Below are 16,982 nucleotides of genomic sequence, written 5' to 3'. Positions count from 1 at the left end.
CCGGGCTTGTGATTGACGGGGCGGAGGAATGAGGAAGCTGTCGTACTGGGGCGAGAACATCCGCTTGATCGCGATCCTGCTGGCGGTCTGGTTCGCCATATCGTTCGGCTGCGGCGTGCTGCTGGTGGACGTGCTCAACCGGTTCACGCTGGGCGGCTTCAAGCTGGGCTTCTGGTTCGCGCAGCAGGGCAGCATGTACGGCTTCCTCGTGCTGATCTTCGTCTACGTCATCCTGATGGGGCGCATCGACAAGAAGCACCGGGTGAGCGAAGACTGATGGACCTGCAGACGCTCACCTACATCGTCGTCGGGCTGTCTTTCGCGCTGTACATCGGTATCGCGTTCTGGTCGAAGGCGCGCAGCACCGGCGATTTCTACGTGGCCGGCAAGCACGTGCATCCGGTGGCCAACGGCATGGCCACGGCGGCCGACTGGATGTCGGCGGCTTCGTTCATATCGCTGGCCGGACTGATTGCGTACCTGGGCTATGACAGCTCCGTGTACCTCATGGGCTGGACCGGCGGTTACGTGCTGCTTGCGCTGCTGTTGGCGCCCTACCTGCGCCGTTTCGGCAAGTTCACCGTGCCGGAATTTATCGGAGAGCGCTATTACTCCGACGCCGCCCGCGTGGTAGCCGTAATCTGCCTGATCGTGATCTCGTTTACCTACGTAGCGGGGCAGATGCGCGGCGTGGGCATCGTGTTTTCGCGGTTTCTGAACGTGGACATCAGCGTCGGGCTGGCCGTGGGCATGGGCGTGGTGTTCCTGTACGCCGTGCTGGGTGGGATGAAGGGCATCACCTATACGCAGGTTGCGCAATACTGCGTGCTGATCTTCGCCTACACGGTACCGGCCGTATTCATTTCGCTGCAGGTGACGGGCGTGGCCGTGCCGCAGGTCGCGTTCGGCAGCGATGTCGTTAACGGCGGAGCAAGCCTGCTGACCACGCTGGACCGCATCGTCACGGACCTCGGCTTTACGGCCTTTACCGCCGGCTCGAAGAGTACCGTGGACATATTCTTTATCACGCTTGCGCTGATGATCGGCACGGCGGGACTGCCGCACGTGCTGGTGCGCTTTTTCACCGTGCCCAAGGTGCGCCATGCGCGGGTCTCGGCCGGCTATGCCCTGCTTTTCATCGCGATCCTCTACACCACCGCACCGGCGGTGGGCGCGCTGGCACGCCTCAACCTCACGACCACCATCCAGACGGGTCCGGTATTCGAGGAGACCGCGAACCTGCGCTATGAGGAACGCCCCGGCTGGTTCCGCACCTGGGAAGATACGGGACTGCTGCGCTTCGAGGACCTGAACGGCGACGGACGCATCCAGTATTACAACGACGCCAACCCGGAGTTCGCCGCACGCGCCGAGGCGCAGGGCTGGCGCGGCAACGAGCTGACGGTGGACCGGGACATCATCGTGCTCGCCAACCCCGAAATCGCCGGGCTGCCGAACTGGGTCATCGCCCTGGTGGCGGCCGGCGGCATCGCCGCGGCGCTGTCCACGGCCGCGGGCCTGCTGCTGGTCATATCGGCCGCGGTATCGCACGACCTGATCAAGAGCGTGTTCGCGCGAAACATTTCGGAACGCGCCGAACTTCGCGCGGGCCGGATCAGCGCCGGCGTCGCCGTGCTGCTGGCCGGCTACCTGGGCTTCAACCCGCCGGGGTTCGTGGCCGAAGTGGTGGCCCTGGCCTTCGGCCTGGCCGCCGCATCACTGTTCCCGGCCATCCTGCTCGGCATCCTTTCGCTGCGCGTGAACAAGCAGGGAGCCGTTGCCGGCATGCTGTCCGGACTGATCTTCACGATGGGCTACATCATCTGGTTCAAGGGCGTTTTCGTCGAGCCGCTCGCCGCCAACGTCCCCGAAAACTGGCTGTTCGGCATTTCCCCCGAAGGCATCGGCGCCGTAGGCGCAGCGATCAACCTGGCCGTCACCCTTGCGGTCAGCGCCCTGACCCCGGCGCCCCCGGCGCCCGTCCAGGCACTGGTACGCCGCATCCGCGTACCCTCAGGCAGCGGCAGCTAAGCGCGCGCCAGCCAAAGCCCTTCGTTCGCCCCACTCCTCGTGGGAGCGTTGGAGCAGGGACAGCGAGAATCGAGCCAGGATGGCGTCTCCAACGAGGAGTGGGGCGAACGAAGGGGGAGGAAGCACGAAAAGACTCCCCGCTACCACCTCCAGTCGAACATCAGCCACGCCTTGGTCGTATCGGTGGCGTAATCGTCCGCGGAATAGCGGGCAATCTTGAATAAAAGCCCCAGGTTGTCCCGCAGAGGATAGGTAACCGAGAGCCCGATCTCGCTGCCGTAGTTATCCAGCAACGGCCGGCCCGACACCGCATCGAGCAGCGTAACGTCCGACCGGAAATCGTGATATACGCCCGTGACGGTCGCCTCTCCCACCTTGCCGGATACGCTCACCCACGCATCGTGCAGACCCGTGGCGGGAGCGATGAGGAACTTGTCGGTCCAACCCTGGAACTTGTGGAGCGTTGCCGCAGGAAAGCGCAGGGAAGCCAGGTGGCGATTGGAACCGAGGTCCACCATCAGGCCGCCGAATCGCGTGGCGGCGAACTTTTCGGGGTCATCGGTTGAGCCGGTATCGCTGCCAAACACTTCGTACGCCGCGGTAATGCTGATACCGCCCAGTTTGAGGTCGCCCTGCAACAGGTAGTGGGTGGCTTCGTAGGACAGGGGGTTGTCGCCATGGTCGCTCTGGTTGGAGAGCATGGCGGTAACGGTCAGCTGGTTGAAGACTCCCTGATATTCGGCCCCGTAGGTCGCGTTGGAATTGCCGGGACCGTTGTCGTTCTCGAGGTCCCACAAATACGCATATCCGGCGATCGTATGGCCCGGCCAGGCCGCAATAGTTGCGCGGAAGGCGTGGGAATTCCCGTACCAGTCGCCCGGCTGGGCACCGTCGCCGGGACCGAAAATCCGGTTGATGTTGTGAATAAAGGCATAGTCAATGTCGAGAGCGCCCACATTCGTCTGCAACCGCAGGCCGTCGTAGGTCTGCTCGTTCTGCCGGTAGGCCACGCCGCCGATAAACCGTTGCGACCCGTGATTGATTCGCTGGCGGCCCAGGGTAACGGTGAAATCCTCTTCCTTGAACTTCACGAACGCCTGGTTCAGATCAAACCCGTCGGGGTCGGCCACTACCGGGTATCGCGTCTTGCCGTTGGTGGTCGAGTTGAAGTCCTCGATGCCCAGAATCAGCGAGTAGTCCGTCTCGATCCCGAAGGACAACGAGTCGGATTCGGCCGAATTCCAGGTCAGGCGCGCGCGGGCCGTCGAAGCGGCCGCGTCCTCGTCGATTCCGTCCTGGGAAACGGTCTCCAGGCGATAGCGAAATCCCAGCGAGGTCTTGCCGCCGGCCACCGCTTCGCCAATGTCGACAGCCTGCGCTGCCGGCGCAATCAGGGCCGCCAGAAGGGGCAGTAGCGCCATGGAGCGGAGTGCCGGGCGGCGGGAAGTCCCTGCCTCCCCTGATCTCACGCGCGCCCCGGCGTGTTTCGATAATGCAGCCCGCATAGGTCACCAAGAATCTTGCGACTGTTGGCTGCGAAGTGTACAGCCTATTGGCCGCAGGGACACGCGAGCGGCAAAAACGCAGCAACTACTCCGCGATGCGATCCAGTTGTCCGCGCAGCAATTCCCGAATCGCATCATGACAAGCAATTAGAAAATGTCGTAGGTCTTGCGGATCTCCAGGTGAATGATGCGTCCTTTCGGATCCACGCGGCGCGGGTCCCATGGCGCCGAGAAACCGTCGAAGAACGGAAACTCCTTGTTGGTGATGTTCCTTGCACCCGCATACACCTTCCAGCCGCTGTCGCCGAACTCATAGCTGCCGGTCAGATCAAACGTCAAGTAGTTTTCGACCCGCTCCTGCGGCGAGAATCTCGCTCCCGCGTAGCTGCTCGAATAGTTACCGGTCAGGTTCAGGGTCGCATTCCCTTGTGCCCAGTTGATGTAGCCATACCCCTTCCAGCGCTCCGGCCCTGCCGGAGTGCCATGCAGGTTATTGGGATCCGCGCCGGGGGCCGCGATATCCTGAAGCTTTGCATTGAAGGTCGCGTCCGCGCCCACAGTGAACTCCCCCCACCGGTCGGTATCGAACCGATACCGCACCGAAGCGTCCAGGTACTCGCTGAAACGCTGGGCAAGATTCACGGTAAACAGGTTTACACGCGCGATATTTCCCTGCGCGTCCCGGATGACGGCATTGGGAATCTGGAAGAACAGTTCCGGATTGTCGAAAGCCAGCGTGAAGCCCGAACCGAACTTGTCGGCAAACTCGGTATCGAACCAGGTAATCTTTACGGACAATCCTTCCAGCATTCCGCCCGGTGCCCAGTCGAACCCCACGGCCAGGGTTTCGGAAATCTCCGGATCAAGGTCCGGATTGCCGGTGAAGTACGCGTTCGGGAACTGAAGACCGAGTTGTGGATTCTCGGGATCGACCAGGGCGAGCCAGTTGAACGGTCCGTTTTCGACCCCGAACAGGCGTGATGACTGCGGGGGGACAAACGACTCACCCCACGAAGCGCGAACTTTCAGTTCGGATACGGGGTACCAGGCCAACTCTACTTTCGGCGAAACCCGATCAAACTTCTTTTCGGTATAGGGCGATCCCGGCCCTCCGAACGGACCGGAAAAGGAATACTCATCACTGCGTAACGCCATCTTCATGCCCAGAGAATGAACGCCGGCCATGCGATTGTCGTCGCCAATCAGCGGGATGCCCACTTCACCAAAGTAGGAAAAGATCTCGCGTTCCGGGTCGGTTACGGAGAAAATCGTACTGCGCGACTGATCGGCGGAATAGTCCAGCGTTTCCGTGCGGTTTTCGACTCCGAGCGCGATCCGCACGTCCCCGCCCGGCAGCTTGAACAGACTGCCGTCGGTGGTCAGGTTGTAGTCGTCCTGGCGGGAGAAATTCCAGTTGGCGTTTGCCGGGCCGTCGATGCCGATAAGCGGTTTTACCAGACCCTCCACCGCTGCCGGGCTTTGCCCTGTGCCGTTGCCGAACGGATTGATTACCTGCTCGATAGGCAGCGGGTTGCCGGCGGAATCCACCCCGGCGATGCGCTCCGCCAGAAGGTCCGAGTCTATGTTGTAGTACAGGTACCACGATTCTTCCTTGCCGCGGCTGGTGGAAAAGTCGGCGATCCAGTCCCGAAAAGGCAGTTCCGCGCGAAATCCAAGCGTGACCCGGCGATTGTTCTGATCGCTGTCGTTACTGACGGGGTCCATCAGGCCCGCGGCGTATTCCGCCGCAAACGAATAGGCAACAACCGTCTGAAAGAAAGGATGCGGCGGGATGTCGTTGTAAGGATTCGTGGAAGGAACCGCGCCCAAATACCTCTCGGCGCCGCGATGCGCCCAGGAGTCGGAAAAATCAAAGGTGAATTCTCCGAACAACTCCAGCGAACCGTCCAGGAATTCCTGCGTTACCGTCAGGTGTCCGGATGTGCGTTCGCTGTGCGAGGTGTTCTCGCTGGTACCCATCGCGGCCGAGTCCCAGGGCACGAGGTTGGCAGGCGAAAGCTTGGAGAAGACTCCGCTGGTGCCATCGTCGCCTTGCGGCAAGGCGCCGAGGGGAGCGATCAGGATATTGTAAAAGCCCAGTGGAATGCCGTATCCCACAACGCCGGGCTGGCCGTAATAGAAGATCCCGCCCGGCTGCAGCCGGTTATCCCTGCCTCCACGGCTGCTGTAATCCGAGGTCGTGTAGCCGGCCTTGTAATTGTCGATCGCCTCATTCTCCGAGTAACTGAGGGAGAGTGTTGCGCGTCCTCCGTCCCAGTTCGTGGACAGGTTTTGCTCAATGCGCCTGACGTCGCCTTCATTGGCGGCCATGTCGTAGCGCAGCATGGTTTCTCCGCCCTGATAGTCGTCGCGCAGGATGAAGTTCACCACGCCGGCTTGGGCGTCGGCGCCGTAGATGGCCGAGGCGCCGTCCGTCAGGACCTCCACTCGCTCAATATGGCGCTGAACGGCAGCCCATTGATGTTCACCGCTCCGTTCCCGAAGCTGGACGCCTGAGGCCAGCGGCGTCCATTGACCAGCACCAGCGTGGACTGCTCGCCGAAACCCCGCAGGTTGACCATGGATTGACCCATCGCATCCACCGAGTTGATTGAGTTGTCACGCGCGGCGCCCGCGTTGACCTCGCTGAAGTTTTGCGGCAGCGAGCGAATCACGTCTTCCACCGAACCCAGTCCGCGCAGGTTGATTTCTTCGCGGGTCAGAACGAACACGGGGGCGCCGCTCAGGGTGTCGCGCAACCGGGATCCGGTTACGGTTTGCTGCGCAAGCTCCAACGGCTCCTCATCTTCATCGGCAGGGGCTTGCTCGGCCCCATCGGGTTGTGCAGCCTGCTCCACAACCTGGACCACCACCATGTTTTCCGAGGCGTGCTGGTATTTCAGGCCGGTATCGGTCACAAGGGCCGCCAGCGCGTCTTCGAACCGATACTCGCCCTTCAGGCCCTCCACGTCGACGCGGGCGCCGGCCCCCTCCTCCAGCATGATGTGCACGCCGGAGGACTGCGCCAGCGTCATCAATGCCGAACCGGCTTTCTGCGGCTCGATATCGAGCGTCAGCACCTCTTCGGATTGCGCCCACGCACGGACCGCTCCCACCGTAAGCACGGCCAACAGCAGGATGGTCAATGCGCTTGGGGTCTGGTATTGCAATCGACTCTTCATCGTCTTTTCCTCTTGAATGGTTTCCTCGCCCTATGGCTCGGGCGTACCGCGAATCACGATCCGGTCGTAATAGCGAGTGACTTCGATCGGCAGCAGCATTTCGAGTCCGTCCAGCACGGAATCGATCTCCTGAATGCTCGCCGTGGTGTACACGCTCAAGTGCCGGACCGCGGCGTCTTCAATCCGGATCTCCTTGCGCGAATAGCGGTTCAACTCCTCGATGACCTATTCCAGCGGCTCCCGGTAGAACATAAGCGTTCCGCTGCGCCAATCGTGGTATCGATCCATGGAAGCCGGTCGATACCCCTTCAGCCGGTTGTAGTTTACGTTAAATTCACCCAACCAGGCGTTTCCGCCCCGGTCTCTCGCGCGAAGAAATGTGGACGATAGCGTAGAAAACGCCCCAACCAGGACTCCTGCGTCCGCCGCCTGCCGCGTGCCGAACCCCCGGTAGCTGCCGAGACTCGCGGGTGGCGGCCAGGCAGTGCTTGCGGCTATTGAGTGATGCGATCCAGTTGTCCGCGCAGCAATTCCCGGAAGTTTGCGACGCCTTCCTTGCCCTCGAGACCGTCCAGCGCCGCCTGCAGGAGTTCCCGTGCCTGTTCCGTTTGATCGGCCGCGATCAGTTGTATCGAGTAACTGAAGGCAGTGCTCCAATCGTCGGGCGCCAGTTCGTACGCCTCGCGCGTGTAGGCCAGCAACAGCGCCTTGTGATGCGGCTCCGGCGACCGGCCAAGCCAGTGACTTGCCATTCGCAGGGCCCGGACCCTGTCCGAGCCGGATTGGGCAAGCGTTTCTTCGATATACGCGAGCAGGTCGTCCCAGTGTCCGGCGGCTGCGAGGTATTCGCCCCGAAACTGAGGGGCCATCGAGTCGTGGAGGAGTTCGCTGTCCGGCTCGAGTTTCGCAATGTAGTCGGCGGCGCGTTTCAGCGACCCGCTCAAGTCCCCCAGATAGGCGAGATACTGCTCGTCGCCCTGCTGCGCCGATTCCTGCGCGGCGTAGAAATTGATTTCCAGCACCAGCCGGGCCAGCGCAATCTCCGCCGCCACGTCGAGAAAGGCGTCGTAGTTGTCGATGACGTATTCCACCAGCGCATCGCCGCGCGGCTTCTTTTCCTTGTAGCAGGCAATGAGCGCAAAGTCGCGCGGATTGATCAGTTCGGAGAAATCCCGGGACGAAAAATACTCGTCCGCGGCATTCTCGAGCGCGGTCTTGCGCTGGTAGCGCTGCATGACGTCGCCCTCGAACAGCGCCAGTTCAACCTGCGCGTCCCACAGGTAGGCCTGAACGAATTCCGGATCGCGCTCGCCCTGCTCGTAGCGGGCCTCAAGCTCGGCAAATCCGGAATCGAGACCGCCGGTCAATTGCTCCGCAACCTGCACGAACAGGCTCGCCGGAAGTGCGCCCAGGGCGCGGCCTACCACGGATCCGTCGGGATTCAGGTAGAGGTAGGTGGGGTAGGCCCCGACGTCGTAGCGCTCGGAAATGGCCGGCCCGTTGATCGACTCGTCCTCCGCATCGAGCTTCAGGTTGATGAAGTTCGCGTTGTAGTGCTCGCCTACGTCGTCGCGCGGGAAAACCACCGCGTCCATGACCTTGCATGGGCCGCACCAGGTCGCATACACGTCCACGAAGACATGCTTGTCTTCTTCTTCGGCGCGGGCCAGCGCCTCTTCGAAACCGCCCTCGAAGAACTCGATGCCGCCCGCCAGGGCCATGGTCGGCCCCAGGCACCCCAGCACGGCCGCGCAGATTCCTTTCATTTGTCTAGTGCGGAATAGCAACATGGCAACCATCTAGAAAAGATCATAGCTCTTGCGGACCTCCAGGTGAACGACGCGTCCGCGCAGATCCACGCGGCGCGGGTCCCAGGGCGTAGAGGAGTCAAAGAACGGGAACTCCTTGTTGGTGATGTTTCGGGCGCCCGCATAAACCTTCCAGCCGCTGTCGCCGAACTCGTAACTGCCGGTCAGATCGAATGTCAGGTAGTTTTCGACCCGCTCCTGCGGCGAAAACGTCAGGCCTTCATAGCTGCTGGAGTAGTTCGCGGTCAGGTTAAGGGTCGCATTACCCTGCGCCCAGTTGATGTACCCGTATCCCTTCCAGCGTTCCGGACCGCCCGGCGTGCCGTGCAGGTCGGTGGGCTCCGCGCCGGGGGTGGCGACATCCTGGAGTTGTGCATTCAAGGTCGCGTTCGCGCCAACCGTGTAATACCCCCATCGTGCGGTGTCGAACTGGTATCGCAACGAGACATCCAGGTACTCGCTGTATCGCTCGGCCAGGTTGACGGTAAACAGGTTCAGGCGTTCGATATTGCCCTGGGCATCCCGGAATACTGTGCCGGGAATCCCGAAGAGCTGTTCCGGGTTGTTGAACGCCAGCAAGGTCCCCGATCCGAACTTGTCGCTGAACTCCGTGTCGAACCAAGCGATCTTGACGGACAGGCCGTCCAGCATCCCACTGGGCGTCCACTCGAATCCCACGCTCAGCGTTTCGGATATCTCCGGCTCCAAGTCCGGATTGCCCGTGAAATACGTGTTTGGAATCTGGAGGCCGCGGTCCGGGTTCTCCGGATCGATCAGGCGAACAAAGGAAAAGGGTCCGTTTTCCCTGCGAAAGAGGTTATTTGAAGTAGGCGGCACAAAGGACTCGCCCCATGTCAGTCCGATCTTCAGCTCGGACACGGGATACCAGGCCAGCTCAATCTTCGGCGAAACGCGATCGAACGTCTTTTCCGAAAGAGGAGAGCCGGGCCCTCCGAAAGGACCGGAGAAGGAATACTCATCGCTGCGCAGCGCCATCTTGAGGCCCAGGGAATCGATACCTGTCATGCGATTGGCCGCGCCGATCAGCGGCACGCCCAACTCGGCGAAGAAGGAGGTGACGTCGCGTTCCGGATCCGGCACGGTAATGATCGCGCCGCGGGACTGGTCGTCGGAATAATCCAGTTGCTCGGTCCGGGACTCTGCGCCAATGGCCAATTGAACGTCGCCTCCCGGAAGGCTGAAAACAGTGCCGTTCAGGGAAAGAACAAGGTCGTCCTGGCGGGAATAATTCCAGTTGGCGTCCGCCGGGCCTTCGATGTCAAGAAGCGGCTTGACCAGGTCCTGCACCGCCGCGGGGCTTTGGGCCGTGCCGTTGCCGAAGGGATTGATGACTTGCTCGATCGGAAGCGGATTTCCCGCGGAGTCCACGCCGGCGATCCGCTCCGCCAGCAGGTCCGGGTCGATGTTGTAGTAGAGGTACCACGATTCTTCCTTGCCGCGGCTTGCCGAGAAATCCGCAACCCAGTCGCGAAACGGAAGCTCCGCACGAAATCCCAGGGTCAGCCGGCGATTGTTCTGATCGCTGTCGTTGCTGACGGGGTCCATGATGCCCGCGGCGACCTCGCCCGCAAACGAATAGGCAACGACCGTTGGGAAAAAGGGATGCGGAGGTATGTCGTTGTAGGGATTGCTGGCCGGCACGGCCCCCGCGTACCATTCCGAACCGCGATGTGCCCAGGAGTCCGAATAGGAGAAGGTGAATTCACCGAACAACTCCACCGAGCCGTTCAGGACTTCCTGGTTCACCATCAGGTGCCCGGGGGTGTTTTCGTTATGCGAGGTGTTCTCCGCGGCGCTCGTCGCGGCATTGTCCCAGGGAACGAGATTGGCAGGCGAAAGCCTGGAGAAGACCCCGTTGGTGCCGTCATCCCCTTGGGGCAACGCGCCGAGTGGGACGATAACGATGTTGAAGAAGCCCCTTGGGATTCCGTACCCCACTACCCCCGGCTGGCCGAGATGGAAGAAGCTGCCCGGCTGATTTCGGTTGTCCCTGCCTCCCCGGCCGCTAAAATCGGAAGATGTGAATCCCGCCTTGGGGTTGTCGATCGCGGCGTTTTCTGAATAACTGACGGAAAGGTTTGCGCGGCCGCCAGTCCAGCCCACGGACAGGTTCTGCGACAGGCGCCTGACGTCGCCCTCGTGGGCGCCCATATCGTAACGAACGGAGGTTTCTCCGCCTTCGTAGTCGTCGCGCAGGATGAAGTTCACCACGCCGGCCTGGGCGTCGGCGCCGTAGATCGCGGAAGCGCCGTCCGTGAGAACCTCCACCCGATCGATGGCGCTGAACGGCAGCCCGTTGATGTTCACCCCTCCGTTCCCGAAGCTGGACGCCTGGGGCCAGCGCCGTCCATTGACCAGCACCAGCGTGGCCTGCTCGCCGAATCCCCGCAGGTTGACCATCGATTGGCCCATGGCGTCCACCGAGTTGATCGAATTGTCGCGCGCGGCCCCGGCATTGACGTCGCTGAAGTTCTGCGACAGCGAGCGAACCACGTCTTCCACTGAGCCCAGTCCGCGTCGATCGATTTCCTCGCGCGTCAGCACGAACACCGGTGCGCCGCTCAGCGTATCGCGCAACCGGGATCCGGTTACCACCTGTGCCGCAAGTTCCATGGGCTGCTCATCGTCTTCGTCAGCGTCCTGCTCGGCCGCACCCGGTTGCTCAGCCTGGTCCACGACCTGGACCACTACCATTCTTTCCGAGGCGAACTGGTATTCCAGGCCGGTGTCCGTCAATAGGGCCGCCAATGCATCTTCGAACCGATAATCGCCCTGCAGCCCCTCCACATCGACCTTCTCCCCAGCTCCCTCCGAGAGCACGATCTGCATGCCGGACAACTCGGCCAGTGTTACCAGCGCCGAACCCGCACTCTGCGGTTCGATATCGAGCGACAGCACTTCCTGGGACAGCGCCGGGGTACCGATCGCCGCCAGGGCAAGGACGGCCAACAGCAGGACCGGCAATGTTCTCGCCGACGGATATTGAGATCGCTTTATTCTTGTCATGGTCCCCACCTCTGCAATGTTTCTTTTGTTTCAGTCGCCCGGCGCGCCGCTGATCACGAACCGGTCGTAGTGCCGGGTTACCTTGATCGGCAGCGCCAACTCCAGACCGTTGAGCGCGGAATCGATGTCATGGACGCTCACGGCCGTGTACACCTTCAGTTCCATGACCGACGTGTCTTCGATCAGAATCTTCTTGCGCGAATAACGATTCAGTTCCTGGACCACCCGGTACAGCGGCTCGCGGTAGAAGCTGAGCATTCCGCTGCGCCATTGCAGGTAACGATCCATGGACTCGGGCTGAAATGCCCTTAATTCGTTGCGGCTGGCGTCGAACTCGACAACCCACCCCGCCTCCACGCGGTGCTGTGTGGGCGCCGAAATGACCACTGCCTCCCCATCGGCGGACACAGGGGGAGGCAACAGGGACGGCGCCTCCGGCAATTCATGCAGCGCGACCGCGCCCTCGAGCACTGCGACCTGGCATCCCTCGGGGAGTTTGCGGACATTGAATGCCGTCCCGATCGCCGTGACGGACCTGACATCCAGGTCCACGGTGAACGGCCGTTCGGGATCTTCGGCCACGTCGAAATAGGCCTCGCCGCGCTCCAGCAGGATCCTGCGAACCTGACCGGTATAGTCCACCACCAGCTGACCACCGGTATTGAGCGTGACAACGCTTCCGTCGTCCAGCTCAATGGTCCGCTGTTCGCCGACTCGCGTGAAGTACCGCTGCAAGTGGCTGTCGTCCGGTCCACGCAAGGGCGCAAGATAGGCAAGGGCGGCGCCGATTGCGACAAGCACCCCGAACGTGATGCTCAGCGCAACCCTGCGCTTCGTCCTGCGCTCCCGGAGAAGGCGCCTGTGCTCGCGCAGAATCCTGCCGATTTCGCCGTCTTCCGCCAAATCCTCCATGCTGGCGAGAACCCCCATCGAACCGCGAAACTCGTTGCGATACCGGTGGTCGCCCTGCAATCGGCTATGTATCGCGGCCGCTTCGGAATCCGACAACTCATCCGACCACAGGCGCATCAGCGCGTACTCGACGTTGCCGCCCATGATTTCCTGAAGGTTCTTGAGCATCAGGTTTCCCCGGCGGCCTCGATCTTTCGCCGCTCCTCGCGAATCCTGCGCATGGCCCGCACCATGTAGCGCTCGACCTGCCTGACCGTTACCCCCATGTGGATGGCTATGTCCTCGTAACTCATATTGCCGAAGCGCTGCAAAACGAATGCCACTCTCCAGTTCAGGCGCATGTTCCTGATGACGGACCTCATGGCCTCCAATTCCAGTTGCGCCGCCACGATTCGCTCGGGCGTACGCTCGTCCATTCGCCGCGGCTCGATTTCCCGCTGTTCCGCCAGGTAAGCCCTGCGCACCTGCGACTTGCGTTGCCTGTCCACGATCATGTTGTTGGCCATGGTCAACAAGTAAGACCGATTGCTTCCGGTCCGGGCGGACATCTTCCGTTCCAGCCCGTCCACACCCATCAGCCGCGTGAAAAGTTCCTGCACCAGGTCGTCGACCTGATCCTGCGGAACCGACCACCCCATGAGAAAAAGACGCAAGGCCCGGGCATGTTCGTCGAAAAGCTGCTCGACCAATCGCCTGCGTTCCGGCCTCTCGCGCGAAGCCAGACTGACGATGTTGTCGTTCCGCGGAGCAATAGGTCGGCTCAAGTCAATTCCCTCTATTAAGAATCAACGTCCCAAACGTACCGCTTCTCCCCCCCGTACAAGGTTGCCGTTGCCGGACGTGGCGCGGATAATGCGCGCGCAACAGACAAAAGAAGGAAGGAAAAGCGGAATGCAAATCCCGGAACAAGGCGAAATGATCACGATAAACGGCGCCGGACTCAACGTGCCAGACCGTCCCATCATCCCCTTCATCCGTGGGGACGGCACCGGCCGCGATATCTGGCGGGCCACGGAACGGGTGCTGGACGCCGCGGTGTCCGCCGCATACGGGGGAGAACGGCAGCTCATGTGGATGGAAATCTTTGCGGGCGAGGCTGCCTGGGAGAAGTTCGATTCCTGGCTGCCCGACGCCACGATCGATGCGATCCGCGAATACCGCGTCGCCATCAAGGGGCCGCTGACAACGCCGGTGGGCGGCGGGATCCGGTCACTGAACGTGGCCATCCGCCAAATGCTCGACCTCTACGTCTGCCTGAGGCCGGTGCGCTGGTTCGAGGGCGTGCCCTCCCCGGTTCGGGATCCGGGCGCGGTGGACATGGTGATCTTCCGCGAGAACACCGAAGACATTTACGCGGGCGCCGAATTCGAGGAAGGGGAAGAGGACACGCAGCGATTCCTCTCGCTGATTCAGGAGCATTTCCCGGAGCGGTACGCGAAGGTGCGCTTTCCCGAAACCTCCGGCGTCGGCCTGAAACCCGTTTCCCGCGAAGGCTCGCAGCGCCTGATGCGCGCGGCGCTGGATTACGCGCTGGCGCAGAACCGCCGCAGCGTCACCCTCGTGCACAAGGGCAACATCATGAAGTACACCGAGGGCGCGTTCCGCAACTGGGCCTACGACCTGGCCGAGAACGGCTACGGCGACAGCTTCTACACCTGGAGGCAGTGGGACCGGACCAAGGAGGAGCACGGGGAGCAGGCGGCGAATGCCGAGCAGAAGAAGGCCCTGGACGGCGGAGCGATCCTGGTGAAGGACGCCATCGCCGACATCGCGCTGCAGCAGGTGCTGACCCGGGCCCACAGCTTTGACGTGATCGCCACGACCAATCTCAACGGCGACTACCTTTCCGACGCGCTCGCCGCGCAGGTGGGCGGCATCGGCATCGCGCCGGGCGGCAATATCAACGGCGACACCGGCCACGCCGTTTTCGAAGCCACCCACGGCACGGCGCCCAAGTACGCCGACAAGGACATGGTCAACCCCGGCTCGCTCATTCTTTCCGGAGAAATGATGCTGAGGCATCTGGGATGGAACGAGGCCGCCGACAAGATCATCGACGCGATGAACGCCGTGATCGCCGACCGCACCGTCACTTACGATTTCCACCGGTTGATGGAAGGCGCCACCAAGGTCAAGTGCAGCGAGTTCGGGGATCTGCTGATCGCCAGCATGCGGGGCTGAGGCGGCGCCCGGCAACGGTGATATGCTTTTGGGTCCGTTCGCGGCTTCAGGCTTTTTTCAGAGGAGTTTAGACATGCATCCCAGAAACATGCGCATCCTTCCCGTGCTCCTTGGCGCGCTGCTCGTTTTCGGCGTGGCCCAGACGCAGGAGATGGACCATGAGGAGATGGACCACCAGGGAATGGACCATGAAGGAATGGACCATGAAGGAATGGACCATTCCGGACATCACGACATGACGCAGGAGGAGTACGACCTGCTGAGAGCAAAGATACTCACCTACCGCAACTACACCAATGAGCAGATCATGGACAACATGATGCAAATGCCTCCCACTCACGAGCGCTATATCAGCGATTCGGCACTCAGGGGCGATCTGGGCATCATCGTCCTGACACATGGCGCTTTCGAGCCGGGCGACACCTATTTCGCCAATTCGCTGACCGGCCTTGCCATGCATCACCCTGTCGCAATCGGCTATGGAATGGCGATGATGAACGGCAACCACATCCAGTCTGCGATCGATCAACTAGAGGCTGCCGGGGCCAAGCAGATCGTGGTCGTGCCCGCAGCGCTCTCGCCCATGGGAACGGTCTATGAACAGTGGGCCTATTACGTCGGCGAGCGTGAAGAGGCCGCCTACCTGCCCGCGCCCAGGGTGACCTCCAACGTGTCGCTGACTTTTGCCGATCCGCTGGCCGGGCATCCCATGGCCGCCGGGATGCTGCTCGATCACGCAAAGGAAATCAGTCAGAACCCCGAGAACGAATTCCTGCTGATCGTCGGGCACGGCCCCGGCGACCCGGAGGACAACGCGATCGAACTCAAGACGCTCCAGAAGCACGTCGAAAGCGTGAAGGCCGGAGGCGGTTTTGCCGACGTAAAGGGATTCAATTTCCAGGACGATGCCCCGGATGAGGTTCGCTCAGCGAACGTCAACACGATGCGGGGCTGGATCGAGGAAGCCAGCGCCGCCGGGCTCGACGTGATCATGGTCGGCTATCTGCTGTCCACGCGCGGGATCCAGCACAAGATCCCGGTGGATTTCGCCGGCCTTGAATTCACCTTCAACGAGAAAGGCTTGTCCGCCCATCCGGACTTTGCGAAGTGGGTGGAGGCCAACGCGCTGGAGACCGCCGGCCAATCCTGACCGGAGTCGTTTTCGCATGCTGCCGCGCGCCGCGCTCCCGCTCGTAGCGGTTGCTGCGCTGTGCGCGCAGGCGCAGGCTGAAATTTACGAATCCGAGGAGCATCGCTTCCGTGCCGTCACGGTGGTGGCGGGCGTCAAGCATCCCTGGAGCATCGCTTTTCTGCCGGGTGGCGACATGCTCTTCACCCAGCGCACCGGCGAATTGCGCCTGGTGCGCGAGGGCAGGCTGCTGGAGCAGCCGCTGGCCGGCGTCCCGGACGCTCTGGTCCGGGGCCAGGGCGGGCTTCAGGAAGTCGCAGTGCACCCGGATTTCGAGGTCAATCGGATCGTCTATCTGAGCTATTCCAAGGCCGAAGGCGATCGCAACACCACCGCTTTAGTGCGCGCCCGGCTCGAGGGAGACCGTCTCCACCAGGTGGAGGAGATCTTCGAGGCCGACGCCTGGAGCGCCGCCCCGGGACATTACGGCGCGAAGATCGCCTTCGACGGCAACGGGCACCTGTTCATGTCGATCGGAGACCGCATGGAAATGCCCCGGGAGAACCTGGAAAGCCATGGCGCACAGTTGCTCGGCAGCCACGCGGGCGCCATCGTGAGGCTCAGGGAAGACGGCTCCGTGCCCGATGACAATCCCTTTGCGGGCCATCCCGGCGCGTTGCCGGAGATCTGGAGCTATGGTCACCGCAATCCCCAGGGTCTGGACTATCACCCGGCGACCGGACGGCTCTGGTCAACGGAGCATGGACCTCAGGGCGGCGACGAACTCAACCTGATCCTGCCGGGCTTGAACTACGGCTGGCCGGTGATCGGCTTCGGCGTGAATTACGGCTCCGGAACGCCCATTCACGCCTCCAGCGAGCGCGAAGGCATGGAGCAGCCCATGACCTACTGGACCCCGTCCATCGGCGCTTCCGGCCTGATCGTTTACGAAGGCGACGCTTTCCCGCGCTGGCGCGGCGATCTGTTCGCCGGGGGCCTGGCTCCCAGGCATCGCCGCCTGTCGCGCATCCGCACGGACGACCAAGGGCGGGTGGTGGCCCGCGAACCGCTTCTGCAGGACGTCTACCGGCTGCGCGATGTCCGCCAGGGGCCGGACGGCTTCATTTACCTGGCCACCGACGACCGCAGCGGCCAGCTCACGGACATCGTGCGGCTCGAACCGGCGCACTGAGCCCTTTTGGGCATG

General features: G+C 62.1%; 13 protein-coding genes. 5 read left to right on the top strand and 8 right to left on the bottom strand.

Going from position 1 to position 16,982, the window contains the following annotated elements; all coding sequences use genetic code 11:
- Nucleotides 1-28 precede the first annotated feature (28 nt).
- On the top strand, nt 29-277 hold the full coding sequence (locus F4Y72_05470) for a DUF4212 domain-containing protein (GenBank protein ID MXZ27738.1): 249 nt from the start codon (nt 29-31) through the stop codon (nt 275-277).
- Entirely contained in the window at nt 277-2,031 is a 1,755-nt protein-coding gene (locus tag F4Y72_05465; protein MXZ27737.1) for a cation acetate symporter, read from the top strand. The genes F4Y72_05470 and F4Y72_05465 overlap by 1 nt, the downstream gene beginning before the upstream one ends.
- Before the next feature lie 140 nt (nt 2,032-2,171).
- On the opposite strand, the gene F4Y72_05460 is transcribed toward F4Y72_05465, so the two are convergent.
- The 8 genes from F4Y72_05460 to F4Y72_05425 all read right to left on the bottom strand — a co-directional run bounded on the left by F4Y72_05460 (nt 2,172) and on the right by F4Y72_05425 (nt 13,244).
- Nucleotides 2,172-3,536 carry a hypothetical protein gene (locus F4Y72_05460; protein MXZ27736.1) on the bottom strand — a complete coding sequence of 455 codons (1,365 nt, stop codon included), beginning with the start codon at nt 3,534-3,536 and terminating at the stop codon, nt 2,172-2,174.
- 147 nt (nt 3,537-3,683) lie between these two features.
- Nucleotides 3,684-5,984, bottom strand: coding sequence for a TonB-dependent receptor (locus tag F4Y72_05455; GenBank protein ID MXZ27735.1), 2,301 nt, complete (start codon nt 5,982-5,984; stop codon nt 3,684-3,686).
- The gene (locus F4Y72_05450; GenBank protein MXZ27734.1) at nt 5,972-6,718 is read right to left on the bottom strand and encodes a Plug domain-containing protein; all 747 of its coding nucleotides are present in this window, start codon (nt 6,716-6,718) and stop codon (nt 5,972-5,974) included. The genes F4Y72_05455 and F4Y72_05450 overlap by 13 nt, the downstream gene beginning before the upstream one ends.
- 30 nt (nt 6,719-6,748) lie before the next feature.
- Nucleotides 6,749-6,931: a hypothetical protein gene (locus F4Y72_05445; protein MXZ27733.1), complete on the bottom strand. Its 183-nt coding sequence runs from the start codon at nt 6,929-6,931 to the stop codon at nt 6,749-6,751.
- Nucleotides 6,932-7,212: 281 nt separating this feature from the next.
- Complete coding sequence (locus F4Y72_05440; protein ID MXZ27732.1) at nt 7,213-8,517, bottom strand: DUF255 domain-containing protein; 1,305 nt, start codon at nt 8,515-8,517, stop codon at nt 7,213-7,215.
- The gene (locus F4Y72_05435; GenBank protein ID MXZ27731.1) at nt 8,518-11,553 is read right to left on the bottom strand and encodes a TonB-dependent receptor; all 3,036 of its coding nucleotides are present in this window, start codon (nt 11,551-11,553) and stop codon (nt 8,518-8,520) included.
- 30 nt (nt 11,554-11,583) lie between these two features.
- Nucleotides 11,584-12,633, bottom strand: a complete 1,050-nt coding sequence (locus F4Y72_05430; protein ID MXZ27730.1) for a DUF4974 domain-containing protein — start codon at nt 12,631-12,633, stop codon at nt 11,584-11,586.
- Entirely contained in the window at nt 12,633-13,244 is a 612-nt protein-coding gene (locus F4Y72_05425; protein ID MXZ27729.1) for a sigma-70 family RNA polymerase sigma factor, read from the bottom strand. The genes F4Y72_05430 and F4Y72_05425 overlap by 1 nt, the downstream gene beginning before the upstream one ends.
- 112 nt (nt 13,245-13,356) lie before the next feature.
- Here F4Y72_05425 and F4Y72_05420 point away from each other — a divergent pair, with 112 nt between their 5' ends.
- The 3 genes from F4Y72_05420 to F4Y72_05410 all read left to right on the top strand — a co-directional run bounded on the left by F4Y72_05420 (nt 13,357) and on the right by F4Y72_05410 (nt 16,967).
- Complete coding sequence (locus F4Y72_05420) at nt 13,357-14,646, top strand: NADP-dependent isocitrate dehydrogenase (GenBank protein ID MXZ27728.1); 1,290 nt, start codon at nt 13,357-13,359, stop codon at nt 14,644-14,646.
- A 73-nt stretch (nt 14,647-14,719) separates the two neighbouring features.
- Complete coding sequence (locus F4Y72_05415; GenBank protein MXZ27727.1) at nt 14,720-15,796, top strand: hypothetical protein; 1,077 nt, start codon at nt 14,720-14,722, stop codon at nt 15,794-15,796.
- 16 nt (nt 15,797-15,812) lie between these two features.
- Nucleotides 15,813-16,967 carry a PQQ-dependent sugar dehydrogenase gene (locus tag F4Y72_05410; GenBank protein MXZ27726.1) on the top strand — a complete coding sequence of 385 codons (1,155 nt, stop codon included), beginning with the start codon at nt 15,813-15,815 and terminating at the stop codon, nt 16,965-16,967.
- Nucleotides 16,968-16,982 lie beyond the last annotated feature (15 nt).

The organism is Gammaproteobacteria bacterium (assembly GCA_009838035.1).
GTDB lineage: Bacteria > Pseudomonadota > Gammaproteobacteria > Steroidobacterales > Foliamicaceae > Foliamicus.
The sequence above is the reverse complement of the archived record's forward strand: the minus strand, read 5'-3'. Positions and strand labels throughout refer to the sequence as shown.

Coding starts and splice junctions, on each gene's coding strand:
- F4Y72_05410 (MXZ27726.1), top strand. CDS start 15,813: ATGCTGCCGCGCGCCGCGCTCCCGCTCGTAGCGGTTGCTGCGCTGTGC.
- F4Y72_05415 (MXZ27727.1), top strand. CDS start 14,720: ATGCATCCCAGAAACATGCGCATCCTTCCCGTGCTCCTTGGCGCGCTG.
- F4Y72_05435 (MXZ27731.1), bottom strand. CDS start 11,553: ATGACAAGAATAAAGCGATCTCAATATCCGTCGGCGAGAACATTGCCG.
- F4Y72_05460 (MXZ27736.1), bottom strand. CDS start 3,536: ATGCGGGCTGCATTATCGAAACACGCCGGGGCGCGCGTGAGATCAGGG.
- F4Y72_05450 (MXZ27734.1), bottom strand. CDS start 6,718: ATGAAGAGTCGATTGCAATACCAGACCCCAAGCGCATTGACCATCCTG.
- F4Y72_05420 (MXZ27728.1), top strand. CDS start 13,357: ATGCAAATCCCGGAACAAGGCGAAATGATCACGATAAACGGCGCCGGA.
- F4Y72_05470 (MXZ27738.1), top strand. CDS start 29: ATGAGGAAGCTGTCGTACTGGGGCGAGAACATCCGCTTGATCGCGATC.
- F4Y72_05440 (MXZ27732.1), bottom strand. CDS start 8,517: ATGGTTGCCATGTTGCTATTCCGCACTAGACAAATGAAAGGAATCTGC.
- F4Y72_05430 (MXZ27730.1), bottom strand. CDS start 12,633: ATGCTCAAGAACCTTCAGGAAATCATGGGCGGCAACGTCGAGTACGCG.
- F4Y72_05465 (MXZ27737.1), top strand. CDS start 277: ATGGACCTGCAGACGCTCACCTACATCGTCGTCGGGCTGTCTTTCGCG.